Here is a 24,636-nt window from a genome sequence, read left to right as displayed (position 1 = left end):
CGGTCGGGCTACCCGCTCGCCTGCCTCGCGTAGTTCCGCTGGACCGCGCGGATCGTCGTACCGAGGCGCTTCCGCTGCTCGGGCGAGGCCGCCTCGCGGAGCCGCCGGACGAGCCGGTTGCCCGCGGCCTCGGCCTTCTCGTAGGCGACGCCGAGACGGGTCTCGAGGTCCTCTTCGACGTCGTCGTCCTGGAGGCCCCGATCGTCGTCGTAGTAGGCGTACATCCGGTCGATGGCTGCGGCGGCACCGAGCAGCGCGGCGACGTAGGCGTTGAGCAGCTTGCGGGTCGTGGCGTCGTCCACGTCGAGGATGTGGTTCTGGGCGGCGAACAGACTGTCGAACATCCGCTCGATGGCGGCAATCGCGTTCGTGAAGTCGCGATCCTTCTCGAGCGCCGCGCTACGGCCCGCGTCGTGCTTGTCGTGGGCACGGAGGTCCTCGAGCACGGCGGCGATCGCGACTCGATCGTGCTCCGTTGTGCTTCCCGCCGACGTCGTGCTGGCGGCCTTGTCGTTGGTCGTGCGCACGGCGTCGCTGCGGACGTCGCCACATCCGGCTAGCGCGGCAACGAGGGTGAGGGCCACGATCGTGGCCCTCGTGCTGGGTGTCGTCCGGTGGAACCGCATAGGTACGAGACCATCCTGTGTGGGTCGGGCGCCGCAAGCGGCTAGAAGTCGAGCTGCTTGTCGAGCGACTTCTGGAGCGCGCGGGCCTCGGCGCGCATGCGCTTGCGGTCCTCCGGCGACGCGTTGTCGAGCAAGCGGTCGAGCAGCTCCCGGTCGGCCTTCTGGGCCGCGAGCGTGGCGGTCTGGAACTTCTCCGAGAGCCTGTTCTCGACCCGCGCGCTGGGGGGCGAGTCCTCGTCTTCGTAGTAGGCCAGCACGCGATCCGCTGAGCGGGTGACCCCGCGCATGGTCGCGAGGTAGTCGCTGATGACGGTGGTCACCGACGAGCGCCCCAGGCCGCGCATGCGACTCGCCGCCTTCACCAGTGCCGCGTCGGCCTTGTCGATGGCGATCCGCGCGGCCGGCAGATCCTCATCGTTCAGCGCGTTCAGGAAGTCGATGTACGCGGCGTTGTAGGGAGCGAACACGTCCCGGAGGATCGCCTGCACCTTGCTCAGGTCCTGCGTCGACGTGTCGGCGAACGCCTTCCGCACGACGGGCCCCGGGGTGCTCTCGCCGCCGCATCCGGCCAGTGCGACGGTGAGGGCCAGGGCCAGGATGGTGGCGCTGGTGCTGAACGTCGTCCGATGGAACCGCATATACGTGTGAACCCTGTCCTGTGGCGATCCCGGCGCTTCGACGGCGTCCAGGGATGATTGGTGAGCGGGTGACTCTACGTAAGTCGAGACGGTGGGGCCGGGACCGGTGTGCCGTGGACGAACGTATGAGTAGGGGAGGTAGCGGCAGTACTGTTCGTGCGCGTGGCTCGTCGTGGTAGTGCCGCCGAGCCCATCGTCTGGCGGTGACCCGCCCACGGCGGTCGGCACGGAGGCGGTGGGCGGCCCGCGTGTCGTCGGCTACTTCGGCATCCCGTTGATGGCGTCGTCGTACTCCTGCTCCACCTGCTCCTGATCCTCGGCGTCAAGCTCCTCGAGGACGTCCTCGAGGAGCTTGACCTCGTGGTCGTAGAGCTTGCTCATGGCCCGCCAGAACTGGCGGGAGAGTCGCCTCTCGAGTCGCTTGTCGACGCGTCCGCCCGGGTCCTCGTAGTACGCGAGCCGGCGGTCTGCGGTGCGGACGATCGCGGCCATCCGGGTCACGTAGTCCTGGGCCGTGGCCCGCAGTGAGGAGCTGTCCAGCTTCGGGATGAGGTCCCGAACCTCCGCTCCGTCGGCCTCGATCTTCTCGAGGGCCGCGCGGGATCGCGGGTAGTCGTCCGCTTCCAGCCCCTGGATGTGGTCGGTGTAGTGGCGCAGGAACGCGCCGAGCGTCGTCCCGAGCAGCAGCAGGTCGGCGCGGCGGGAATCCTCTACCGGCGCTGCGCCATCGACCTTTGCCGCGCGCTCGGCCGCCTCCTTGCGGAGCACCTCGCGCTGTTCGGGAGAGGCAGCTTCGAGCAGCGCCGCCAAGAACTTGCGGTCGGCGGCGTGCGCTTCGTTCGCAGCGTTCGCGGCCTTCGTCGCGAGCTTGTCCTCCCGCCGCTTGTCGACCTTGCCGCTCTCGCGGTAGGCGAGCAGGCGGTCCACGGCCCGGGTGTGCGTGCGCATGGTCGCCGTGTAGCCCTGGATCGCGGAACGCAGCTTGGTGTTGTCCACGTCCAGCACGCGCTCTTGGGTCTGGTCCAGTCCGGCGTACATCGCCCCGAGCGCGGACCGCGCCTTCGGCAGGTCCTCATCGTCGATCGCTACGAAGAACGCGTCCTGGCCCGCGAGGAACCCGCGGAACTCGTCGCGCACGGCCTGCATCGCGACCATGTCCTTGTCCGAGCTCCCCCCGTACGCCTTCTGGATCGGGCTCTTGTCGTCGTTGCGGAGCACACCGCCGCATCCGGCGAGCACGACGACGATGGCCAGGGTGAGGGCCGCGACGAGGGCGGCCCGTGTGCTGGAGTTCGTCCGGTGGAACCGCATCGATGCTGACCCGTCCTGTGGTGGGCCGGGGTGACGCAACGTCTCCCGGGCCGATTCGTGGTCGGGGGACTGTACGGGAGGCGTCGGCGGGACGGGCAGCCAATCCTATGAGCGCTCGATCGCGACCTTGGTGGGGAAGGTCTTGGGTATCCGGTTTGTCATGCTGCGGCCATCCCGGTTACGGTCCCGGCACAAGCAGCGTCGAGCTCAAGGCTGCTTGCGCACCGCTAGGCGTTGGTTGTAGACGATGGTATGAGGACGTCGTCCTGAGTTCTGGGATCGGTCGAGTGTGCGCGTACGTCGCCGCCTGGGGCGACGCTGCGCTCGGGCCGACGCGCTGCTCGAGGCGGCCGGCCCGCACCGGGTCAGTTGGTGATCCGGACCGGCGTGCCCGCCCGCAGCCGGCGCGCCAGTGACGAGACCGTCTGGTTGCTCACGCGGACGCAGCCGTGAGAGCGCGCGCTGCCGAGCGGATCGCGCAGGCTGGCGCCGCTGCGTCCGTGGATCGCCACCCGTCCCGGGCCGCCGCCGTAGTTCTCGAGCACGTCGGAGTGGGCGGTCAGGTGGAGCGCCCAGGGACCGATGAAGCCGTGCGGGTCGGCCTGGCGGGCGACGAGCATCACGGCGAACAGCCCGTGGGGGGTGGGCGTCGCAGGAGCCCCCACGACCGCCGAGAGCTTCATCTTCAGGTGCCCGTCCCGGTAGACGCGGACGGTCCGGCTCTGCGTCCGCACCCGCACCCACCAGCCGGTGTGGCGGAGGCGGGTGGCGTCGGCCATGATCCAGCCGTCGGCGGTGTTCGGCCGCTTCGGCAGCCGGACCTTCAGCCACGACCGGCCGTCGACGGTCCGCTCCTCGAGGACCAGCAGCTCCTGGGCGAACTGGCCCCCGGGGACGGTCGTCGTCACCGGCCAACCCTTCCCGGTGCTCCCGGGGTGGCTGCGGGCGCTCGTGCTGCGCAGGATCTTGGCGACCCACGCCCCGTGCCGTTGGCTCGGCGCGCTGATCGTCGCGGCGTCGGTCGGGGTGGCCGCGGCCTCGCTGGTCGGCGCAACGGAGCCAGCCAGTGCGACCGTGAGCGCCAGCACGACCGGGACGGCGAGCCGCCGGAGCGGAGCCGCCGTCCCGGTGCGGCCGGGCGGGGCCCCGGGCACCTGCGCGCCCGGAGCCGTCTCGATGACGTCCGCCACGGTGATCGCCTAGCCCGTGACGGCGCTGGCGGCCTTGACGACCTGCCGCTCGACGCGCACGTCGTGCTTGGCCTTGGCGTCGATCCCGGCGACGTCGGTGCGGTCGACGGTCGCATGGTTCACGATCGTCCCCCGCGGTGCGTCGCTGTCGATTCGAACCTGGAACGACCGCACCACGGTCTGCCCGGCCTTGAGCGTCCCGATCGACCAGCAGAGCTGGCCATGCGTGAGCTTCGCGGCGTGCAGGCGCTTCTGGCTCCGCACCAGCGTGAGGTGGTCGGGGAGCTGGTCGCAGAGCGCGACGCTCGTCGCGTCAGCGGTGCCCGTGTTGCGGGCCGTCAGCGTGTAGGTGACGACCGATCCGGCCTTGGCCGACCTGACGTTCGACGTCTTCCTCAGCGTCAGCTTCGGGACGGTGAGCTTCGGCTGCTCGATCTGGGGGGCAGGCTGCTCCGGGGTGACGGGCTGCTCCGGCGTCGTCACCGGCGGGATCGGCACGACCGGGGGCGTCGGAACCTCGGGGGTGGTGGGCGGGGACGGGAGATCGCCGTCGCCGTCGCCGTGACCCGAGGCCGACACGATGTAGGCGCTGGAGCCGTTCTCCGTCGGGGTGCCGTTCCTGACCTGGGTGAACTTGGCCGTGTTGGCGAAGTTGTACCCGCCGTTGGCCGCGGCCGGGTCGGTCGCGTTGGCCTTGAAGCGGAACTGCAGGAGCTTGCCGGCGGGAACCGCCCCGTAGGAGATCGACAGCGACGTCGGGGTGCAGACGTCCGTGTACCCGGTGAACGCGGTGCCGTTGGCGAACGCGGCGTTGGTGCCGCTGGCGTCGCCGATGCTCGCCGTCAGCGTGTCGCAGTCGATCGTCTGACCTGCGGTGGCGGTGTCGGTGATCGTGCCGGACGAGAGCGGGCCGGTGGGGGTCTCCATCGTCCACTGCATGCAGTCACTGGTGGTGGTGCGGCACTGGTCGGTGCTGGTGGTGAAGCGACCGGTCTTCCTGCCCTTGGTGCGGTCGACGACGACCGCCGCCGGCGTGTGGACCACGGAGCTGTACTGGGTGCCGTCGTCGGTCACGTAGGTCAGCGTCACGTCGGTGTCGGGAGCGGCGCTGACGTTCGCCGAGAAGCCCCCGGTGCCGTGCACGTTGTCGTGGGTGGCCACGAAGTTGGTCAGCGTGAAGGTCACGACGGCCGGGGATCCGGTCACGGTCGCGTTCGCGACGACGTCGCCGTTGGGGTCCTTCAACGGGAACGTCGCCGGGTACCCGGCCAGCGAGCCGGGGAGGGTGAGCGAGAAGGTGTCGCCGGGCTGGGCGCTGTCGGGGACGGCCCAGGTCAGGTCGGTGTTGACCGTTCCGCCCGGGGTGATCGAGGTCGAGACGGCCGTGATCGCGTTGGGGATGACGGCGGCCTCGGAACGGCCGGGCGCGATCAGCGCGAGCGACACGAACAGCGCGGCGATCAGGGCGAGCGCGGCGTAGGCCGCGCGGGCCGAGAGCCGCGCGGGCTGGTGGGTGAACGTCCTGCGGGAAGTCATGTGAGGGAACCTCTCCTGTCGATGGGCGAACCTGCCCATGCCCGGTTGGACACGGCCAGTGGGGGCCTGGCTCGAGCACCCGCACCTGCTCCCGGCTCCGGGGTGTACGGGGTCTCTGCCTGGTTGTCGCAGCCGAATGTCACTCACCCCCCCCCGCCAACCGCCTGGTTGGTTGGCGAGGCCAGGGGGCAATCGCTGGGCACTGCTGCGGCGGCACGCGAACCGGCGCGCGACGCGCTGCTGTCGACGCAGACCGTCGGCGCGAGCGTTCGATCGGGGGCCACTAGACTCGCCGGCGAGTCCACCATGGAGCGATCACCGTGAACGGCACGCCAGGTCCGAAGGGGGCGCCGGAGTTGCCGTCCGTCACCGCCCGCGAATTCGCGCCGAGCCCCTCCGAGCCGAGCGGAGCGACGCGATGAGCGCCCCACGTCGGGTCTTCATCACGGGGGCGCTCGGCTTCATCGGCCGGACGCTCGCCGACCGCTACCGGGCGTCCGGTGTCGAGGTTCGCGGCGTCGACGTGCGCGCGGATCCGCGCCTCGGCGTGGTCGCCGGGGACATCTCCGTCGCCGGGGAGTGGCAGCAGCACGCGAACGGTTGCGATCTGGTCGTCCACACCGCGGCGCTGGTGTCGATGCGCTCGGGCCTGGACGAGTTCTGGAAGGTCAACACGCGCGGTACGCGGCTCGTGCTCGACGCGGCGATCGCCGGCGGCGCCACGCGGTTCGTGCATTTCTCGTCGGTGACCGTCTTCGGGTTCAGCTTCCCCGACGGCGTCGACGAGAGCTACCCGGTCCGCCTCAACGGCGTGCCCTACGTCGACACCAAGATCGCCAGCGAGCAGGTCGTCCTGCAGGCGCACGCCGCCGGCGAGATCGCGTGCACGATCGTGCGGCCCGGCGACGTCTACGGACCGGGATCGAAGCCGTGGACCGTGATCCCGGTGACCGACCTGAAGCGCCGCCAGCTGCTGCTCCCGGCCGGCGGCAAGACGATCTTCAGCCCCGTCTACGTGGACAACCTGGTTGACGGCGTGACCGCCGCGGCCGGGTCGACGGCGGCGGTGGGACAGGTCCTGACGCTGAGCGACGGGATCGGCGTCACGACCGCGGACTACTTCGGGCGCTACGCGACGATGCTCGGTCGCCGCGGCGTGCCGACGGTGCCGACCCGCGTCGCCGAGGGCCTGGCCGGAGCGATGGCGCTCTACGGGCGCGTTCGTGGTGTCGAGGTCGAGGTGAACCCGAGTGCCGTCGCCTACATCCTGCGCACCGGGACGTACTCGATCGACAAGGCCCGACGGCTGATCGACTACGCGCCCCGGATCGACCTCGACGAGGGCATGCGCCGCACCGAGCGGTGGCTGCGGGAGCAACGGCTGGTTCCGTGACGCCGGTGGGGTCGGCGGCGGCTCGCCATCGATGGCCGCGCGCCGCAGACGTAGGTTCGGCGCATGACCATCGCCTCGTCCGGGACGGAGGACCTCCGCGTGCGGCTCGACGTGGACTACCCCGACCGACCCCTGAACCGCCTCACCACCCTGCTGCGCCCGCTGGTGGCGCTCCCGATCATGGTCGTCCTCTGGCTCGTCGACGGCAGCGGCGTGACCGTCGACGAGCAGCGGGTCGCGTTCACCGGGGGCGGCCTGCTCGTCCTGCCGACGGTGGTGATGCTCGTCTTCCGCAGGCGCTATCCGCGCTGGTGGTTCGACTTCAACCGCGAGCTCGTGCGGTTCGGCGCGCGGATCGCCGCATACCTCGCCCTCCTCGACGATCACTATCCCTCCACGGAGGACGAGCAGGCGGTGCACCTCGAGGTCGACTACCCCGACGCGGAAGCGGACCTGAACCGGTGGCTGCCGCTGATCAAGTGGCTGCTCGCGGTGCCGCACTACGTGGTCCTGTCGTTCCTCTGGCTGGCGGTGCTCTTCGTGGTCCTCTACTCCTGGGTCGTGATCCTCGTGACCGGTCGCTATCCGCGCGGTGCCTTCGACTTCGTCGTGGGCGTCGGTCGCTGGCACCTCCGGGTGCTCGGGTACGTCGGTCTGCTGGTGACCGATCGCTATCCGCCCTTCCGGCTCCGCTGAACGCCGAGCAGGCCCCCGGGAGTTCTACGGACGTCGCTGCGGGGGAATGCCGATGGCCACGGCGCGCCCGGCACCTACGGTTGGGGCAGGCCATGCCGCAACGCATCGTCATCGGGTACGTCGACACCCCGGGTGGCCGGGACGCGTTGGCGCTCGGCCTGGCGCTGGCCGATCTCGCGCCGGACAGCGCGCTGATCGTGACCCGGGTCTACGGCTACAACCCGCCGGAGGAGCTGGCACCACCCTCGGGCTGGCGCAAGGTGCTGCGGGACCGTGCCGACGACGAGCTCGGGTCCGCGCGACAGGTCGTCAGCGGCCGGCCCCGTACGACGGTCGTCCCCTCCTGCGGGCTCTCGCCCGCCGACGGGTTGCATCGCCTGGCCGACCGCGAGGGCGCGACGCTGCTCGTCGTCGGCGCGAGCCGCCGGCACGGCCTGGGCCATATCCGTCCCGGCAGCGCCACCGAGCCGATGCTGTACGGGTCGCCATGCGGGGTCGCCGTGGCCCCGACCGGCTACGCCGAGAGCCGGACCGGGAACAGGCCGCTTCGCCTGGTCCTGGCGGCGTACGACAGCTCGCCCGAATCCGAGGCCGCACTCGACGTCGCCGCCAGGATCGCCGCCGTGGCCCGTGCCCGTCTGCGGGTCGTCAACGTCGTCGAGCAGGCCGTCCTCTGGTACGGCGGATACATGGGGCCAGGGGCGGCGCGCGATGCGCGCGACGAGCTCCGCGAGGCCCTCGATCGAGCACGGCACCACGCCGAGCGGGTCTCCGGGATCGCGGCCGTCGAGACCGAGATGCTCGAGGGCGACCCGGCGAAGGTGCTGGCGCGGGTCGGCGTGACCGCCGACCTGCTGGTCATCGGCTCGCACGAGCACGGCCCGCTGCGGCGGGTCATGCTCGGGAGCGTCAGCTCGTCGCTGGTGCGCGAGCCCCCGTGCCCCCTGATCGTGCTCCCGCGCCGGGCCCGGGGGGATCGCCCGGTGCGGGAGTCGTCGCTCGAGGAGACCGCGCCGGACGGGCACGAGGCACCCACCTCCTGAGGGGGCGGCGACGGGCCGCGGGCGAGCGCGCCGCCGTCGAGCACGGGCACCGGTCACGGCGGCCGACGGGCGGCCGGCTAGCTGGGCGCGGGGGAGGAACGACGCAGCGGGAGGCGAGCGCGGAGCTCGGCGCCACCGTCGGCGCTGTTCCCGAGCTCCAGCGAGCCTCCGGCCAGTTGCGCCCGCTCGCGCATGCCGGTCAGGCCGAAGCCCGAGCGCTTCCCGAGCGCTTGCTCGTCGACGCCGCGGCCGTCGTCGCGTACGGCGAGGTCGACGTGGTCGTGGCCCCGAACCACCGTGATCGTGCAACGCGTCGCCTGGGCGTGCTTGGCGACGTTGGTCAACGACTCCTGGACCAGCCGGTAGACGGCGGTCTCCATCTCGGCATCGAGCCGCTGCTCGCCCAGGTCCAGCCGGAGGTCGATCTCCAGCCCGGCGGTGGTGGCGATCCTGCGGACCAGGCTGTCGAGCGCGGGGCCGAGCCCGAGCTCGTCGAGGGCCGCGGGGCGCAGCTCGGTGATCAGCGTCCGCAGCTTGCGGATCTCGCCCGCCAGCGCCTCGAGCACGTCATGGACGGCTGCGCTGGTCTCCGGCTCCCGGCTGTCCTGCTCGACGACCGCAAGCCGTACGCGGAGGCCGGCGAGCCCCTGCAGCGTCTCGTCGTGCAACTCCCGGGCCCAGCGACGGCGCTCCTGCTCGGCGCTGGCCAGTGCCTCCCTCAGGCGCTGCTCGTTGACGGCCTGCGCCATCGCGACCGCCATCCCGGCGCTGGTGGCGAAGCCCAGCATCAGCTCCTCGTCCTCCGCGGCGAACCTCGACCGGTCGTCGACCGGATCCAGGGCCAGCAGGATGCCGAGGCTGGTGCCGTGGAAGACCAACGGCACCAGCAGTGCGCTGACGGCCGCGTGGATCCCGAGCTCGGCGGGGGAGACCGCGAGCTGGTCGGCGCTCATCCGCCGGGGGCGTTGATCGCGCAGCACCATGCCCGCAGTCGATCCGGCGATCGGAATCCGAACGCCGGGGTGCGCAAGGCCGCGCTCTCCGGCGACGGCGACGATCTCCAGGTCGCTGCCGCGCGGCAAGGAGATCATCATCGTCCGCGCGTCGATCAGCGCGCGCCCGCGCTTGACGATCAGCTCCAGGATCCGGTCGAGGTCGGTTTCCGTCCCGATCGCGCGGCTGATCGCCGTGGTGGCCGCGAGCACGTGGTTGGAGCGGGTGGCCTCCGCGTGACGGGTGCGCAGCTCGGCGTACACCCGTGCGTTCTCGACGGCGACGGCGGCCCAGTCGGCGAGGATCACCAGCGCCTCCTCGTCGGCGGCGTCGAAGGGGCCGTCCGCCTTCTCCGTCAGGTAGAGGTTGCCCCAGGCGTTGCCGCGGACGACGATCGGCACGCCGAGGAACGACGTCATCGGCGGGTGACCGGCGGGGAAGCCGTACGACCGTGGATGTGCGTGCAGATCGTCGAGCCGCAGCGGCTCGGGCTCGTCGATCAACACGCCGAGGATGCCGCGTCCGTGGGGCAGATCGCCGATCGCGCGCCGCGTCACATCGTCGACGCCCCGGGTCAGGAACCGGGCCAGGCGCCTCCGATCGCCGTCCAACACGCCCAGCGCGGCGTAGCGGGCACCGGTCAACTCCTGGGCGGCCGCGAGGATGTCGCCGAACAGCGCCTCGGGGTCGAGCTCCTCGACGAACGATCGGCCGACGGCGATCAGGCGCCGCAGACGGGTGTTGTCTAGCTCGTGATCGCCCATCGTCGTCGCCGGCGGGCGGACGGGGCCCCCGACCACCGTCAGTCTCTCCTATCGCCGTGCGGGCAATCCCGCTCGTGGTGGTTCCGTCGACCGGCCGCGAGCGCCCCTCGAGGCACCGCGTCGTGGGGCCGGATCCGCGGGCCAGGATCCGTAGTCTCCACGGCAAGTCGGCGGGACTCTCGCGGAGGGTCGGGGACGACCGCGGGACTACCGTAGGGCGATGAGCACCGGTACCGAGGCCTCCGGGCGCTCTGCCGCACCGGAGCGCGTGCGCGTCGCATTGGCCGACGACCACGAAGTCGTCCGCAGCGGCCTGCGCCTGGTCCTCGACGGACAGCCGGACTTCGAGGTCGTGGCCGAGGCGGCGGACCTGACCGAGGCGGCGCGGATGGTGCTCGGGTACAAGCCCGACGTGCTCGTCCTCGACCTGAACATGCCCGGCGGGGTCAGCCTCGAGACGATCCCGAAGATGCGCTCGGATTCGCCGGGGACCACGATCGTCGTGCTCACGATGCAGGAGGATCCGGCGTTCGCCCGCGCCGCGCTGCGGGCGGGAGCCCGGGGCTACGTGCTGAAGGAGGCGGCCAACGCCGAGCTGGTCCAGGCGATCCGCACCGCCCTGTCGGGGCGCACCTATCTGGATCCGTCGCTCGGAGCCGAGATCGCCGCGGCGCCCGAGCGCACCGGACCGCCCGACGACCTGTCCCCGCGCGAGCTCGACGTCCTCCGCCTGGTCGCCCTGGGCCACACCAACACCGAGGTCGCCCACGCCCTCTTCCTCAGCGTCCGGACGGTCGAGACGCACCGCGCGCACGTGCAGCAGAAGCTCGGCCGGACCAGCCGCGCGCAGCTCGTCGACTACGCGTTGCGGCATGACCTGATCGGCCGTCCGCGGTCGAGCAGCTGAGCGCGGCGCGGGGCGCCTATGCGTTGGCGGACGGGACCGCGCTGGGATGCGCTGACCCGATGGCCTCGGGCAGGACGAGCACGGCGCAGGTCGCCCGCCGGACGACGGCGGCGCTGATGCTGCCGAGCACGACGCGCAGCAGCGGCCGGTTGCGTCGCGAGCCGACGACGAGCAGGTCCGACTCGCGCCCCAGCCCCAGCAGCTGGTGGACCGGATCGCCCTCCTGCAGCTGCCGCCGGACGCGCGGCGCGCCGGCCGCGATCGCGGCCGCCTCCGCTTCGGCGAGCAGCTCCTGCGTCCGGTCGAGCACGTCCTCGAAGCCGCGCTCGGTGCCGAACGTCAGGTGCGAGTGGCGGGTGTCGATGACCCCCAGGATCGTCAGGGTGGCGCCGAGCTGCCCGGCGAGGACGCCCGCCTGCTCGACGGTTCCGCGACCGGATGCCGTGCCGTCGAAGCCGACGCCGATCCGGTCGACCGGTTCCGGCGGCAGGTCGGGAGCGACCAGCACGGCGCACGGCGAGCCGTGCAGCGTCGCCTCCGTGTTGCTGCCCAGCAGCACCCGTCCCGTGCCGTGTCGACGGCTGCTGCCGACGACGATCAGATCGCACATCGTCTGCGCGGCCGTCTCGTGCAGGACATGGGCGACGCTCGGGCCGCCCGGCGCGGCGAGCTCGACGTCGGGCCGGTCGGGCAGCAGGGTCCGAACCTGCTTGAGCTGTCCGTCGGCGGCGACGCGGCGACGCTCGTAGGCCGGAGCGGCGGAGACGTAGGAGTTGGCCGCGACGTGGGCGGCGATCAACGTGGCCTCCGGACCGGCCAGGGCGTCGGCCGCACGCAGAGCGACCACGGACTCGGGTGAGCCGTCGAAGCCGATCAGGATCCTGGCGAACATCGAGCACGGTCCTTCGGAGGGGGGTCTGGCGAAACGCTGGGCGGATGGCCCCGACGTTGCTCAATGGTGCCGCGCGCCCAGGTGCTGTCTGACGTGGCGGAGCTGAGTCTCGAACCGCTCCAGAGCCGAGTGCACGCCGGGGGCGGGCCGTTCGCGGCGGTGATCACGGAGCACGGCGGCCGCCGCCGCCAGGCGCTGTTCGAGGCGCTCGAGGTGCTCGTGATCGGTGCTCGCCGGCCCCGCCGCGGCACCGGCCGAACGGTGACGGTGCTGGAGATACGTCATGACTCAGTTCTCCCAGTTCTGGTCGCGGCTGCCGTCGGCTGTCCGCCGTGTCGCGGTTGCGGACGCTCACGGATCGGCGGGGGGAGGACTACCGATGCGCGGGGTCGGTGACCCCCAGGTCGTCGGAAGCGCCGGGTCGGCCGGCGGACCGGATCACGGCACGACCACCGCCGAGCCGACCAGCCGGCCGGCCCGCAGGTCGCTCAGTGCCTGCTCGGCCTGGCTCAGCGCGTAGGTGGTGACGTGGGTCCTGACGGGGACGGTCGGCGCCAGCGCGAGGAACTCCGTCGCGTCGGCGCGGGTCAGGTTGGCGACCGATCGCAGCGAGCGCTCCTCCCAGAGGTCGGCATAGGGGAACGACGGGATGTCGCTCATGTGGATGCCGCCGCAGACGACCGTCCCGCCCGGGGCGACGGCCCGTAGGGCGAGCGGCACCAGCGACCCGACCGGCGCGAAGATGATCGCCGCGTCGAGCGGCTCCGGGGGCGAGTCCTCCGAGGCGCCCGCCCAGACGGCCCCGAGCTCGAGGGCGAGAGCCTGGGCGTCCGCGTCGCCGTCGCGGGTGAAGGCGAGCACCGAGCGTCCCTGGGAGACCGCGACCTGGGTGATCAGGTGCGCGGCCGAGCCGAAGCCGTAGAGGCCGAGCCGGCGGGCGTCGCCGCACATCCGCAGTGCCCGGTACCCGATCAGGCCGCCGCAGAGCAACGGGGCGATCTGCTCGTCGGAGAGCCCGTTGGGCAGGGGGAAGCAGTAGCGCTCGTCGGCGACGGCGTACTCGGCGAAGCCGCCGTCGATGTCGCGACCGGTGAACCTCGCGCGGGGGCAGAGGTTCTCGCGTCCGCTGCGACACCAGGCGCATTCGCCGCAGGTCCAGCCCAGCCACGGCACGCCGAAGCGTCGTCCACCGCCATCGACCGCCGTTCCGACGATCTGGTGGCCGAGGATCCGCGGGGCCGAGAACGGCAGCTCGCCGTCGCGAAGGTGCAGGTCGGTGCGGCAGACCCCGCAGGCCGACACCCGCAGCAGCACCTGACCGGGCGCTGCCTCCGGTCGTTCCCGCTCGACGTTCCGCAGCGGGACGCCCGGGGCTTCCAGCAGCGCGGCACGCATCTCCCGACCGTACCGCCTGCGTACGTGCCCGTTCCCGACGATCGGCTCCGGGGCCCGACATGGCGCGCCGTCGGCCCGTGGGCGCAGTCCGGTGTCGGCACCGGAGCGGTCCTGGACGGTCGGTTCCACGTTTCCGGGACGAAACCCGCGCAGTTTGTCCGGTGTCGCTGCGGCTTCCCACGGATGGCGGTTGCCCGGCGGCGGGCCAATCTCTGTGCATGGCGGCGGTGACCCACCATCACGACCTGCTCGAGCGCTGCGGCGGCGGCCATGCCGTCCCGCCTTGGTCGGCGCGCGACCGGCAGGCACGACGCCTGGCGCAAGAGGTCCACGCCGGGCAACTCGACTGGTGCGGCGAGCCGATGGTCGACCACCTCGAACGGATCGCCGGCCGGGTGCCGGTGGCCGCACGGCCGGTCGCGCTGGTCCACGACGTCTGCGAACGGTCGACGCTGCAACCGGAGGACGTGGCCGCGATGGTCGGCCTCGAAGAGCACGAGCGCGAGGCGCTCGTGCTCCTGACGAGGAAGCCGGGCGGTGAGGGATTCATCGACCACGTCCAGCGGGTCACTGGCGCGCCCACGGGTCCGGCACGCGAGCTGGCGCTGGTCGTCAAGCGCGCTGCCGTCGAGGATCACCTGCTCGCCATGTTGGTTCCCGAGACGCAGTACCGCGTCGCCTGGGCGATCCTCGAGAGCGCCGGCGACGGCACGGCCACTCGGCATCACTGAACTCGTTCGCCCGGCCTCGCGTTCCGGCGACGGCACGCGCCGGCGGGCAGTTCGCACGGTCTCGGCGGATCGTGTCGAACACGCCCGCGTTGCCGTCGACGCGGGTCAGCCTGCTGCCGGGGTTCCCCTGGGCCGCAGGCGCGCGAAGCGCCGGGTCGTCTGCTCGAGCATGCGCTGGCGGGTGCGGGGCGAGCGCTGGGCGGGGCCGGCGAACGGGACCCAACGCAGACGGCGCACGCCGATCAGGCCGAACGTGCCGCGCAGGAGGATCCGGTGCGCGGGCCGACCGAACCAGAGGCGGTAGAGGCCCCACCGGGTAGTCATCGGCGTGAGCACCGTCACGCCCGAGAGCCGCGGGAGCAGGTTGGTCAGCGCACCGCCGACCCGCTCCTCGTCGAACGCGAATCCACGCGCCAGCACGCGATCCAGGAAGCCCTTGGTCGACGCGGGCATCGACATCCACCAGGTGGGGAAGATGAGGACGAGGTGATCGGCGGCGGCGAGCCGGCGCTGGTAGTCCTGCACGACCGGGTCGACGGTCTGGCGCCCGCGCCACGCGACGAGATCGGCTGCGGACAGCACGGGATCGAAGCCGTCCGTCACGAGGTCGATCACGTCGACGGTGTGGCCGGCCTCGTCGAGGCCGCGTCGGGCGGCGGCGAGCAGCGCGGCGGAGAAGCTCCGCCGGTGGGGGACGTTCTCGGAGGCCGAGGCGCCGTAGGGGTGGTCGAAGACGATCAGGACGTGCATGAGTTCCAGACGAGACGGTTCCAGATGGGAGTGTTGCATACGGAACCATAATCCGGGAAGATAGCCGCATGCCGGATGACGTGACAGGCCCTGCGCTGGTCGACCTGTGGCTCGCCGCCCGGCGGGTCACGGCCTCGATCGAGGGACTCGCCGAGCGACGCCTGCAGGACGAGCTCGGGGTCGGGCTCTCGCTCTACGCGCTGCTGGCCACGCTCGAGGCGGCCGACTGCCGGGTCAACCAGCAGGAGGTCGCGGACCTGCTCGGCGTGGCGAAGAGCAGCGCGAGCCGCCAGGTCGAGGCGGCCGCGAAGGCCGGCTACCTGACGGTCCGTCCGTCGGCGACGTCACGCCGCGAGAACGTGATGACCCTGACCCCGGCGGGCAGCGAGCTCGTGCTGCGCGCGGACCAGGCCCTCGACGCGCTGGCCCTGCCGCCCGGCGGTGGCCACTCGGCGATCGAGGAGGCGACCGGCGCGATGACCGCGCTCCTGCCGTCGCTCGAGGGCGTCGTCAGGAGCTGAGACTGCCGTTCGGCGCTGCCTCGGGGCGGTGTCTCGAACGGACGCGGCCACCGGGCGCGAGAGCTCCGGGAGGCCGGGGGACAGATGGGAGCCGCTACCCTGCGCTGGCACCGAAGCACCTGGGCGGTCGTCTCGCCCGGACGACGGCGAGAACAGAGGCCGCTCGGTGCGCGTGCGTCGTTCGTCGAACGATGCCGCAGCCTTGCCCTGCGGGGCCAGGATCGATCCCGAAGTTGACTGTGCCCGAGGAAGTGTTGTGCGCTCTACCGACGTGGTGATCATCGGCGCAGGTGCCGCCGGCCTGATGTGTGCCCTGACCGCTGCCGCTCGCGGCCGCGAGGTGCTGGTCATCGAGAGCTCCAACAAGCCGGGCAAGAAGATCCTGATGTCCGGCGGGGGCCGCTGCAACTTCACCAACATGTACGCGGAGCCCGCGAACTACTTCTCGCAGAACCCGCACTTCTGCAAGTCGGCCCTGGCCCGCTACACGCCGTGGGACTTCATCGCCATGGTCGGCGAGCACGGCGTGCCCTACCACGAGAAGAAGCTCGGCCAGCTGTTCTGCGACAACAAGTCCAAGGACATCCTCGAGATGCTCCTGGGGGAGTGCGAGCAGGCCGGCGTCGAGCTGCACGTGAACACCTCGGTGCACGAGATCGAGAAGACCGAGGCCGGATACGCGTTGACCACCGACCTGGGGCCCGTCGCCGCGTCGTCGCTGGTGATCGCGACCGGCGGCCTGTCGATCCCGACGCTGGGCGCCACCGGCTTCGGCTACGACGTCGCCCGCCAGTTCGGCCATGACGTGCTTGCCACCCGCGCCGGCCTGGTGCCGTTCACCGCCAACGGCCGGCTCAAGGACCTCTGCGTCGAGCTGTCCGGCACCTCGGCGGACTGCGTCGCCCGCGGCAACGGCCAGAGCTTCCGGGAGAACCTCCTGTTCACCCACCGCGGCCTCAGCGGCCCGGCGATCCTGCAGATCTCCTCGTTCTGGCGCCCCGGCGAGGCGGTGGAGGTCAATCTGCTGCCCGACCACGATGCCCTGGAGTGGTTGCAGGGCCAGCAGGCCGAGCGCCCCAACAGCGAGCTGAAGACCGTGCTGGGGGAGGTCTTCACCAAGAAGATGGCGACGCTCGTCGCCGAGTACTGGTCCGCCTCGAAGCCCCTGAAGCAGTTCACCGCCGCGGAGCTGCGCGACCTCGCCGGCACGCTCGGCGCCTGGCAGGTCATGCCGGCCGGCACCGAGGGCTACCGCACCGCCGAGGTCACCCTGGGCGGCGTCGACACCCGCCAGGTGTCGTCCCAGACCATGGAATCGCTGAAGAGCCCGGGCCTCTACTTCATCGGCGAGGTGCTGGACGTCACCGGCCACCTGGGCGGCTTCAACTTCCAGTGGGCCTGGGCGTCGGGCCACGCAGCGGCGCAGTTCGTCTGAGTCTCGAGCGACCCCTGATCTCAGCTCGCTCGGCGGTAGCGGATGTGCGTGGCCAACGGCGAATGCAGCACCTCGACGCGCTCCATCCCGAGCGATTCGACGCCGTCGAAGATTCGCTCGCCGGACCCGAGTAGGACCGGGGCGATGTCGAGCGCGAGCTCGTCGATGACCCCGGCGACGAGCGCCTGGCGAACGGTGGAGGCGCCGCCCGCGATGTCCACGCCGATGTCGCCGGCCGTCTCGAGCGCCTGGGCGTAGGCGGCGTCGAAGCCGTCGGTGACGAAGTGGAAGGTCGTCCCGCCCTCCATCTCGATCGGCTCGTGGGCGTGGTGGGTGAGCACGAACACCGGTGCGTGGTAGGGCGGCTCGGCGCCCCACCAGCCGCGCCAGTCCTCGTCCCACGCGCCGCGGATCGGCCCGAACATGTTGCGGCCCATCACGTAGGCGCCACGCGGGCGCATGAGCCAGCCGACCGCGGTCTCGTCGTTCTCGGTGGCGCGCTCGTCACCGAGGTGCCAGCGGTGGAGGTCGTGTCCGCGCTTCCCGAGCGGGTGCTCGCGACTCTGGTCCGGTCCGGCGACGAAGCCGTCGAGCGAGATCGACATGTGGCAGGTGGTGTCCGACATTCGTGACCCTTTCGAAAGGGATTGCCGGAGCGCGTGGCTGCGCTCCGTTGGTGGTCTTCATACCTGACGTCGGAGCCGACGTCGCCGGTTCGACATCGGAAGGTCGATCGCTGGGAAGGTCGAGAACGGGTGGTGGCAAGTCGACCGTCGACGAGCGAGCGATGACGGTCGTGACCGCCGAGCGTCTGCACGGTGAGACGAGAGAGCGAACGTGCTCAACAGGTGAGAATCGACATTTCGCACAGAGGTGCGAAATCTCACCGAAATGATCGCGGTTGTCTCAGGAAGTGATCGCCGTCTCAGCGGCTGATCGCGCGCGGCGCCCCAGACGGATTGCAAGCTGCCTGGGGACGCCCGGCGGGCGCCGGTGGAAGGAGCAGCGACTCTGTTTCCGAGCCGAGCGTCTTTGACGACGATCCGGTCCGATGGGCAGCCGGCCCTCAGTGGCGCCTGTCTCGCGGCGGGTTCGGGTCCTTGCGGTTGATGGTGTCGGAGTCGCGGATCTGCCCGTTGGGCCGGTGGACGATGACCTCGCCACCGCCCGGTCGATTGTCAAGCACCCTCTTCGAGGCGGCCTCGGCTGCGCCCTGCGTCTTGGTGACCGATCCGGCGCGCCGTGCGCCCTCGGCCTTGTCCTGCCACTGGCCGTCAGGCCGCTTCGTAACGTGTCGCCGCTGTCCCGTCATTTGGGCTCCTTCGATCGAACGTGCGTACGTGCGGAACGATACGTAGTCGGCCAGACGCCAAGGAACATCGGCGGATAGCGCGTGGCGGTTTGGCGCGCTGGCGGCCTCGTGGAGCCGCTGGTCGCAGCTTGGTTCGGCGTGTCTTGAGGCTCTCAAGGTCGATCGGCGCGGCCGAGCTAGTCCTCGCCGGCCCAGACGCTGGCGACCAGGTCATCGATCGTGACTGGCAACGAGCCAACAGGCACGATCAACGTGCTGGTTGGCCGCCCCGCGCGGTTTGTTGCAGCGGCGCTCCAGTCGACGGTGATCTCGGAGTCGGGGCAATCCTCGATTAGCAGGTGGAGGAGCAGTGACCTGGTGTCGTGAGCGCGAAGCGTTGACGTCCGATGGCGAACTTCGAAGGACCCGTCGTCCGTGCGTCTGACGTCGGTGTGGATGTGGATCGTCGGAATATGCCCAGGTGAGAATAGGTCGAAGGCATGCACGTCTCGTTGGGGCCGCGTGCCCCAAAGGACCGGTGCGGCCGGCAACTCAGCGAGTCTCGGGCTTTCGTCAGGCAGTTCGACCCCTGTGACTGCTTCGGGGAGATGAAGGACAATCTCGAGATCGCGGATCGCCTCGTCGCCCGGGTTGCTGAAATCCACGGCAAGAACCGCAAGACCAAGCTGTTGAACGCGAAGGCCCAGCACGCGCTGTAGTACAGCTTCGAGTTCCTCAAGGTAGCTGGCGACCTTCGCGCGGTAGACCTCAGGGGTACGTGGTTCGACGAACGCGCCGCGAACGGCGGGCATCGACCATTCGACTTGAGGTTGCTCAGCAAACGACGCCCTGATAGTCGCCAGGATATCCTGGTTGTGCGGAAGGGTCTTGGGGCCGGACTGTGAATGAGATCTCCTGATGGCCCGCTGCTGTCTGGCTTGCTCGACTTCTTCGGCGAGTGTGAGCGGCTCCAACAGCCGGCACCGCTCGCGGGCGATGAAGGATTGGAGTTCGTCGGGCCCGAGCCGGGCGGCGCGCAGCCTTGTTCGGGCTAGATTGAGCCGGGTGGTGACTTCGAGGTCCGGCTGGCGGGTGGGGGTGGCAGCGCGACCCCGAAGTGCTCGTATGAAGAGGGCCTCGACGTCTGCGTCTCCGGCTGGCCCAGTTTCGGAGCCGTTACGAACGTAGATGGTGCCTTGGGTGATCTCGTAGCGTGCCTTTTGGCGCGCGTCTCGGACGCTCTGCTGGGCAACGTTAGGCAGATCTCCCCACCGCGGCGGTTGGATTGTGACAACCAGGACGTGGTGCTCACCGAACTGAACGTACTCGGGTTCCCAACGAGGTCGAGGTCCCACTAGCCGGATCAGGCGTGGGCGCAGGATCTGCAGGTCGACTGGTTCGCCGGTTCCGTGGGTCGCTCCCGGTTCAGTTCCGACCACGAAGTATGCGTATCCTCTTTCACTCGGGCTGGCCTGATCCGGAGTGCGGTTCGAGAACGCGAGGATCGCCTTTGCGACCTTGGCGAGATGACCTTCCTCGCGCAGATCCAGTCGGCTCTTCCACTCCAGCCAGTGGCACTCATGGGCCTCGTGTGCTTCATCGCGCACGAAATGTGCGATCGCGGACGAGGTGCGAGGCGCGGGAGAGGCGGGCCCCTCTTGCTCGGTGTCCATCGTTCCATCATGAGCCCGACGACGGACAGCACATCGACGCGGTCCTGCCGGCGTGGAGCATCAGCGCAACAACATCCTGGTGGTCGATCGCTGCGTCAGGTGCTGCACGCGCGGATGCGGGCCAACTCAGGAGCGCTACTGGTCACTTGGAGCACCGGCTCGTTCGTCGGAGTCGGCGACGCTCGGGGACCTGTACGCGAGAGCGGCTCGGGCCGGTGTCGTGGACTTGACTCGAAGCTTCGTCCCGGCTGACGCAGCTAATGAGACGACGCGCCCACGTAGGCGAGAACCAACAGACATCGGACGAGATCTCGTAGAACTGCGACAAATGACCGTGATGACCGCGGTTGTCTCAGGAAGTGTCGTGTGGGCGGGACGGGCCAGACCGGGGCCAGGCGGACGGCTGCGGCCGGGAGTCGCTCATGAGCACCGATCCGCCGAGCCCAGTGGTCACGGCGAGAATGATGCGGTTCCGGCCACGAGATCCCGTTCAAGGACGATTTCGGCGTCAGAGAACCACCCGAGAGTAACGGCCGAGCGCTTAGCTGTTTGAGGGTCCGACGTGTAGAACACGACCGCCAAAGATCCTTTGGCGCGACTACATACGACGTAGAAGAGTCGAAGCGTCCGATCTCTTGCCGTTTCCTGTCCCGCAGCGACGTTTTTGCGGTCGGTCTTCGAATCTGGGGTCGCCCCGAAGAGCTTCCCGTAGGAGAATAGAAATCCTCCTGCCGCCTTATCGTCGAGCACCACCATCACGCGCTGGAACTCGAGACCTTTCACACCTTGATGGGTATCAAAAGGCGCGTCTCCCACGATGTACTCATAGAAGCGCGAGACTTGCCCCGTGTCGACGGCGACTGCGAGTCTCCACGCCTCCAACGCGGTGTCTTGGTCGGCTTCGCCCTCCTTGACGTCGCGGGTACCTGACTCCGGGTTGTCGACGACGTACGCGAGCATGTCCGGCAGCGCAAGAAGGTTCGCCCGGTGGACAGCCGAGAGAGTTGAGAGGATCGACTCACTGTCTCCGGCTGCTGCGCCGTGCACCTGGTCTACTGCGCGGCGAATGTCCGCGACCAGTCGTGCTCGCGTCTGCGGGTCGCGGGCCTCCGACTCGGCAGCAAGCAAGGGGGAATGCTCACGAAGTAGTGCCTCGGTCGCCGCGTTGTCCTGGGCGGCGATGGCTCGGACGAGCGGCAGAAACTGCGTCCCGAGGAAACTGACGATTCCGGATCCGGCCTGATCGCGGCTGAAGACGTTTTGTCGCAGGCGTGTGTCACCCGCGAATGCCTGGAAGAAATCGGCGAACCCATGCCGACCGGCAGCCAAAGAGTGCTCGAGGATCAACGTCTTGACCGACCCAGCCGTCGCCCAATCTGCGTCGTCGGCGGCAGCGGCCATGTGGCGTCTGACGAGCGCCTCGAACCCAGGTTGGTCTTTTGAGTCTTCGTCGGCGATGAAAAGACGCACGACCCCGGTCTTCGTCGAATGAGGCGTTTGGGTCCGCTGGTCGCCGCCGGCACGAATGCTGTTGACGAGCTGGACAATCCGCTGGGAGGATCGGAAGTTGACCTCAAGCGCCGGGCGGTTCCAGTCCTCTCCGATCGCGTCCTCGAGCCGTTCTTTACCGTCTGCGTAGATCCGCTGCATGGTGTCGCCGAAGAGTCCGACGCAAAAACGGGTCGGGTGTGCGTCCTGCACTGCCAGCACAGCGTTCATCAAGGCCTCGTTGGTGTCCTGGACCTCGTCGATGAACAGGAATGGGTATCGGCCGATCAAGAGTTCCTGCAAGATTGGCTTCTCGGAAAGGAGGTGGGCAGCGGCCTGCAGCACCTCGGCGTGCGCAAGCCCGTCCGTTCCCCGTCTCGCTTGCGAAGGGCTGTAGCTGAATCGGTGGACCATGTCGAGCGTCTCGAGCCGTCGTGTCTTCCGCTCGATGTCGTGGATGCGTCGCTCGCTTGCCTGGGTGCCCGGCCGGCCCTTCGCCTCGTCGGCCGCTAGCGTGACAAGGTCGTCCTGTAGGCGTTTCCGCAGCCACGTCGCGATGTCCCGGGAGAACGGCTTGATGAGCGCCCAGGCGAACGAGTGGACCGTGGAGACCTGCACCAGTGGGTCGCGCCCGAGACGAATCTGAATCTCCTTGGCGGCGGCGTTCGTGTAGGTGATCACGCAGAAACGCGAGTCGCGCGCACGCAGGTCGCGCCCCCACCTGTCTGTCGCGGTCTTGAGCGCTGCCACCAGCTGGGCCGTTTTACCCGATCCGGCGCCGGCGTAGACGAAGAACGACCGCGGGTTCTTAAGGTCGACCGACTCGCTGATGAGGTCGAGCGCGCTGACGCCTGTCATGACTGGCTTACCGTGACCGCGCCGACATCTGAGACCACTGAACTCGGCAGCAGCGGCAGCTTGTTGACCTCAGACTCCAGCCACTGCAGACCCGCACTGATATAGCCCGGGACGATCACCGACTTCTCGTCCTCGATCGCCAGAAGCATCTCAAGCGCGAACTTGGCTTTGTCACCATCAGCGATGGCTTCGTACAAGCTTCTGGCGAGCGTCGACAGATCGTTTGCCTCGGCCGCTGCCTTAACTGCTGCTATGAACTTCCCGAGCAGCCCGGTTCCAGTCATAGTCGCAAAGAGGGCGAGGTTCTCCATGACCAGGGCATCCTCGAAGGTGCTGGGAAGCATCTCGATAGGCCCGGCGTCGCCGAGGCGCGCGTCGACCGCGACCTGATAGGCGAACCTGACGCCGACGTCGGTCGGCCCACTGGAGACCTTGTCCTCATCTGCCAGCTCCAGCAGCTCGTCGACGGAGGAAGGAGCCGCGAGCCACAACCTCAGGGCATCGCTGTCGGACGTCTGCTTGGAACCTCGCTGCGGCCGCACCTTCTTGCCATCCGCGTCTTCCGCGTCAATGTCCGTGATGACGAGGGTCGGGATCGCGAGCTCGACAAGGAGTTCCCTGAGGCGGTGTGCGTGAGCTCCACCAATCTCGAGGTACTCGACGAAGCACTGAGCGATCTTGGGGTGCGAGTTGGCAACAAAGGACGGCAGCAAGATTCGCTCTGCCGCACCCTCCAAGAGAATCGCTGCATCGGCGAAGAAGAGATTGCAGTGGTTCACTTTGAGGTAGCGCTTCACGAACCGCGCTGTGCTGTCGCTACTGCCGAACACGCGCGCCAGACTCTTAACGACGGTCGTTGGGACTGGCTTGTCGTCGGCCGGCGCTCCCCGGCAGAAGTAGCGAATCTCGTCGAACTCGAGTTCGTGGGCAATATGGCTCGAGTGCGTGCTCACCACTAGCTGAGCAGTCAGGTCGGGATAACCGCCCTGCACGACGTATGTCGTTAGTGTCGAGTAAGCCTGCTTGATGAAAACCTGTTGAACCTGTGCGTGAAGATGCGCCTCTGGTTCCTCCACCAGTACTAGGTGGATCGGGACACGTTCGGGCGCGTCTGGGGCGGCCATGCCCGACTTGCCGAGCCGCAGCCGCCTGTCGCGGAAGCTCATGAGACGGAAGATCATCAGCACGAGGTTCTGGTAACCGAGCCCGTTGAGGCCCTCGGGTAGCTCGAACAGGGTCGAGTCCTGACCATCGCTCGGGGTTCCAACGCGGTACCGCAACACCGACTCGCGTTCTAGCCCGTCAGTCAGCCGCATGTCCGTCTTGATGACCGGCTCAGGATTCGCGATGCCGGGGTAGCCCATGCGGGCCACCTCCGCGAGAGGGGGTCGGAAGACTTCCTGGAGACGTTCGTCGAAGATCTTCGACGCCTCCTGGGTGGCCCGGATCGCACCGAGGTCGTCAGGCGTCGGGTGCTTCGCGAAGTCTAGGTGCTCCCTATAGTAGGAAGCGATGCTGCTGGAGAGCGTCTCCGTGGAGTCGTCGTTCTGCAGCCAGCGTTGCGCGCCGATCACGTCGACATGGATGAGCTTGCTGAGGACCGACTTCGCGATCGGCTCGCTTTCCTCGCCCACGAGCTGAGGTTGCGCAGCGGATGGGTCGGATTGGGTTTTGATCGGTTTGCCCACCATAGTGTTGGCGAAGCTGATCTCGCCTGACACTTTGTGCGGGTCTAGGCGGTAGGCGCTGACGCCGAAGTACGTTCCGACGTTCGCCTCGAGGAACTCGACCAAGTTCATCGGCCTAAGGCGAGGCCTCTTCGACTCTTCGGGCTCAGCGCGACGGGTGTCCTCCACTGCCTTGCGAGCCCTCGTGTAGTCCTTCACGAGCGTCGGGATGTCCCTGGGTTCGAGCCGGAGCCTGACCCCGACGCCGCCACAGTACGCATCAAGGAGCGGAAGAAGGTCAGGGGCTCGGTACATCTCGTGCTCGCCCGCCTCGATCCAGAGGTCGAGGTGTGGAAGGAGGCTTGACCACTCCGCCAAGGTCTGGAAGTCGTCACTCGGGGGCGGCGGCGACGGCGCTCCCCCCGAAGCGGCGCGTGCGGTGGCCGCCTCCCAGCCCTCGCCGATCTCGCGGATGCGTGGGAGATGAAAGAGGGTGAAGTCGGATAGCTTGAACGAGTTGTCGCCCAAGAACTGCTTGAGGGCGTCCATCGCGCTGGTCTTGCCGCTGTTGTTGGCGCCGACCAGCAGCGTTGTCTGGTCGGAGAGGTCGATGCGGACGGACTCCAACTTGCGGAAGTTGGCAATCTCGACGCATTTGATCCGCATGCGGCTAGTGCCCCGACCCGCGGGTGCTGATCGTCACGGGCGGTCGGTTGCTGTCCATGGTGCCTCCGTTGCTATCTGTCTGCTGCTGATTCCCACTCGGCACGTCACTCTAACCAATCGCGTGCGGGCTACCGAGGTCGATAGACCAGTCCATCTGACTGAACAACCGATG

21 protein-coding genes are annotated in these 24,636 nt (G+C 69.3%); 7 read left to right on the top strand and 14 right to left on the bottom strand.

Going from position 1 to position 24,636, the window contains the following annotated elements:
- Window positions 1-8: 8 nt before the first annotated feature.
- The 5 genes from ACVUH9_RS05415 to ACVUH9_RS05395 form a co-directional block, all read right to left on the bottom strand.
- Entirely contained in the window at window positions 9-584 is a 576-nt protein-coding gene (locus tag ACVUH9_RS05415; protein ID WP_475754694.1) for a hypothetical protein, read from the bottom strand.
- 83 nt (window positions 585-667) lie between these two features.
- Window positions 668-1,264 carry a hypothetical protein gene (locus ACVUH9_RS05410; RefSeq protein WP_475754692.1) on the bottom strand — a complete coding sequence of 199 codons (597 nt, stop codon included), beginning with the start codon at window positions 1,262-1,264 and terminating at the stop codon, window positions 668-670.
- 258 nt (window positions 1,265-1,522) lie between these two features.
- Window positions 1,523-2,575, bottom strand: a complete 1,053-nt coding sequence (locus tag ACVUH9_RS05405; protein WP_475754690.1) for a hypothetical protein — start codon at window positions 2,573-2,575, stop codon at window positions 1,523-1,525.
- Window positions 2,576-2,940: 365 nt separating this feature from the next.
- Window positions 2,941-3,765 carry a L,D-transpeptidase gene (locus ACVUH9_RS05400; protein WP_475754689.1) on the bottom strand — a complete coding sequence of 275 codons (825 nt, stop codon included), beginning with the start codon at window positions 3,763-3,765 and terminating at the stop codon, window positions 2,941-2,943.
- Window positions 3,766-3,774: 9 nt separating this feature from the next.
- Window positions 3,775-5,301 carry an Ig-like domain-containing protein gene (locus ACVUH9_RS05395; RefSeq protein WP_475754687.1) on the bottom strand — a complete coding sequence of 509 codons (1,527 nt, stop codon included), beginning with the start codon at window positions 5,299-5,301 and terminating at the stop codon, window positions 3,775-3,777.
- Window positions 5,302-5,719: 418 nt separating this feature from the next.
- On the opposite strand from ACVUH9_RS05395, the gene ACVUH9_RS05390 reads away from it, so the two are divergent.
- The 3 genes from ACVUH9_RS05390 (at window position 5,720) to ACVUH9_RS05380 (ending at window position 8,433) form a co-directional block, all read left to right on the top strand.
- Complete coding sequence (locus ACVUH9_RS05390) at window positions 5,720-6,694, top strand: NAD-dependent epimerase/dehydratase family protein (protein ID WP_475754684.1); 975 nt, start codon at window positions 5,720-5,722, stop codon at window positions 6,692-6,694.
- A gap of 63 nt (window positions 6,695-6,757) precedes the next feature.
- A complete protein-coding gene (locus tag ACVUH9_RS05385) occupies window positions 6,758-7,390 on the top strand; it encodes a DUF4389 domain-containing protein (RefSeq protein WP_475754682.1) in 633 nt (210 codons plus the stop codon).
- 92 nt (window positions 7,391-7,482) lie between these two features.
- A complete protein-coding gene (locus tag ACVUH9_RS05380) occupies window positions 7,483-8,433 on the top strand; it encodes a universal stress protein (protein ID WP_475754680.1) in 951 nt (316 codons plus the stop codon).
- Window positions 8,434-8,510: 77 nt separating this feature from the next.
- Here ACVUH9_RS05380 and ACVUH9_RS05375 read toward each other — a convergent pair whose 3' ends face one another.
- Complete coding sequence (locus ACVUH9_RS05375; protein WP_475754678.1) at window positions 8,511-10,226, bottom strand: sensor histidine kinase; 1,716 nt, start codon at window positions 10,224-10,226, stop codon at window positions 8,511-8,513.
- A gap of 184 nt (window positions 10,227-10,410) precedes the next feature.
- Here ACVUH9_RS05375 and ACVUH9_RS05370 point away from each other — a divergent pair, with 184 nt between their 5' ends.
- Window positions 10,411-11,097, top strand: coding sequence for a response regulator (locus tag ACVUH9_RS05370; RefSeq protein WP_475754676.1), 687 nt, complete (start codon window positions 10,411-10,413; stop codon window positions 11,095-11,097).
- Between the two features lie 16 nt (window positions 11,098-11,113).
- On the opposite strand, the gene ACVUH9_RS05365 is transcribed toward ACVUH9_RS05370, so the two are convergent.
- Both ACVUH9_RS05365 and ACVUH9_RS05360 read right to left on the bottom strand, forming a co-directional pair.
- Window positions 11,114-11,989 (bottom strand): universal stress protein, encoded by an 876-nt coding sequence (locus tag ACVUH9_RS05365; protein ID WP_475754674.1) that lies wholly within the window; start codon window positions 11,987-11,989, stop codon window positions 11,114-11,116.
- Between the two features lie 438 nt (window positions 11,990-12,427).
- On the bottom strand, window positions 12,428-13,384 hold the full coding sequence (locus ACVUH9_RS05360; protein ID WP_475754672.1) for a zinc-dependent alcohol dehydrogenase family protein: 957 nt from the start codon (window positions 13,382-13,384) through the stop codon (window positions 12,428-12,430).
- Window positions 13,385-13,602: 218 nt separating this feature from the next.
- Between ACVUH9_RS05360 and ACVUH9_RS05355 the strand changes: the two genes are divergently transcribed.
- The gene (locus ACVUH9_RS05355) at window positions 13,603-14,115 is read left to right on the top strand and encodes a hypothetical protein (RefSeq protein ID WP_475754671.1); all 513 of its coding nucleotides are present in this window, start codon (window positions 13,603-13,605) and stop codon (window positions 14,113-14,115) included.
- 105 nt (window positions 14,116-14,220) lie between these two features.
- Here ACVUH9_RS05355 and ACVUH9_RS05350 read toward each other — a convergent pair whose 3' ends face one another.
- A complete protein-coding gene (locus ACVUH9_RS05350; RefSeq protein WP_475754669.1) occupies window positions 14,221-14,865 on the bottom strand; it encodes an NAD(P)H-dependent oxidoreductase in 645 nt (214 codons plus the stop codon).
- 68 nt (window positions 14,866-14,933) lie between these two features.
- Between ACVUH9_RS05350 and ACVUH9_RS05345 the strand changes: the two genes are divergently transcribed.
- Window positions 14,934-15,386 carry a MarR family winged helix-turn-helix transcriptional regulator gene (locus ACVUH9_RS05345; RefSeq protein WP_475754667.1) on the top strand — a complete coding sequence of 151 codons (453 nt, stop codon included), beginning with the start codon at window positions 14,934-14,936 and terminating at the stop codon, window positions 15,384-15,386.
- Between the two features lie 256 nt (window positions 15,387-15,642).
- Complete coding sequence (locus tag ACVUH9_RS05340; protein ID WP_475754665.1) at window positions 15,643-16,821, top strand: BaiN/RdsA family NAD(P)/FAD-dependent oxidoreductase; 1,179 nt, start codon at window positions 15,643-15,645, stop codon at window positions 16,819-16,821.
- Window positions 16,822-16,841: 20 nt separating this feature from the next.
- Here ACVUH9_RS05340 and ACVUH9_RS05335 read toward each other — a convergent pair whose 3' ends face one another.
- The 5 genes from ACVUH9_RS05335 to ACVUH9_RS05315 all read right to left on the bottom strand — a co-directional run bounded on the left by ACVUH9_RS05335 (window position 16,842) and on the right by ACVUH9_RS05315 (window position 24,464).
- On the bottom strand, window positions 16,842-17,447 hold the full coding sequence (locus tag ACVUH9_RS05335) for a dihydrofolate reductase family protein (RefSeq protein WP_475754663.1): 606 nt from the start codon (window positions 17,445-17,447) through the stop codon (window positions 16,842-16,844).
- 440 nt (window positions 17,448-17,887) lie between these two features.
- Window positions 17,888-18,133, bottom strand: a complete 246-nt coding sequence (locus ACVUH9_RS05330) for a DUF2188 domain-containing protein (protein ID WP_475754661.1) — start codon at window positions 18,131-18,133, stop codon at window positions 17,888-17,890.
- A 176-nt stretch (window positions 18,134-18,309) separates the two neighbouring features.
- The gene (locus ACVUH9_RS05325; protein WP_475754659.1) at window positions 18,310-19,785 is read right to left on the bottom strand and encodes an ATP-binding protein; all 1,476 of its coding nucleotides are present in this window, start codon (window positions 19,783-19,785) and stop codon (window positions 18,310-18,312) included.
- Between the two features lie 450 nt (window positions 19,786-20,235).
- A complete protein-coding gene (locus ACVUH9_RS05320; protein ID WP_475754658.1) occupies window positions 20,236-22,131 on the bottom strand; it encodes a UvrD-helicase domain-containing protein in 1,896 nt (631 codons plus the stop codon).
- Window positions 22,128-24,464, bottom strand: a complete 2,337-nt coding sequence (locus tag ACVUH9_RS05315; protein WP_475754656.1) for an ATP-dependent nuclease — start codon at window positions 24,462-24,464, stop codon at window positions 22,128-22,130. The genes ACVUH9_RS05320 and ACVUH9_RS05315 overlap by 4 nt, the downstream gene beginning before the upstream one ends.
- Between the last annotated feature and the right edge of the window lie 172 nt (window positions 24,465-24,636).

The sequence above is a fragment of the Patulibacter ginsengiterrae genome, assembly GCF_056269115.1.
This window is presented reverse-complemented; position numbering and strand designations above follow the sequence as displayed.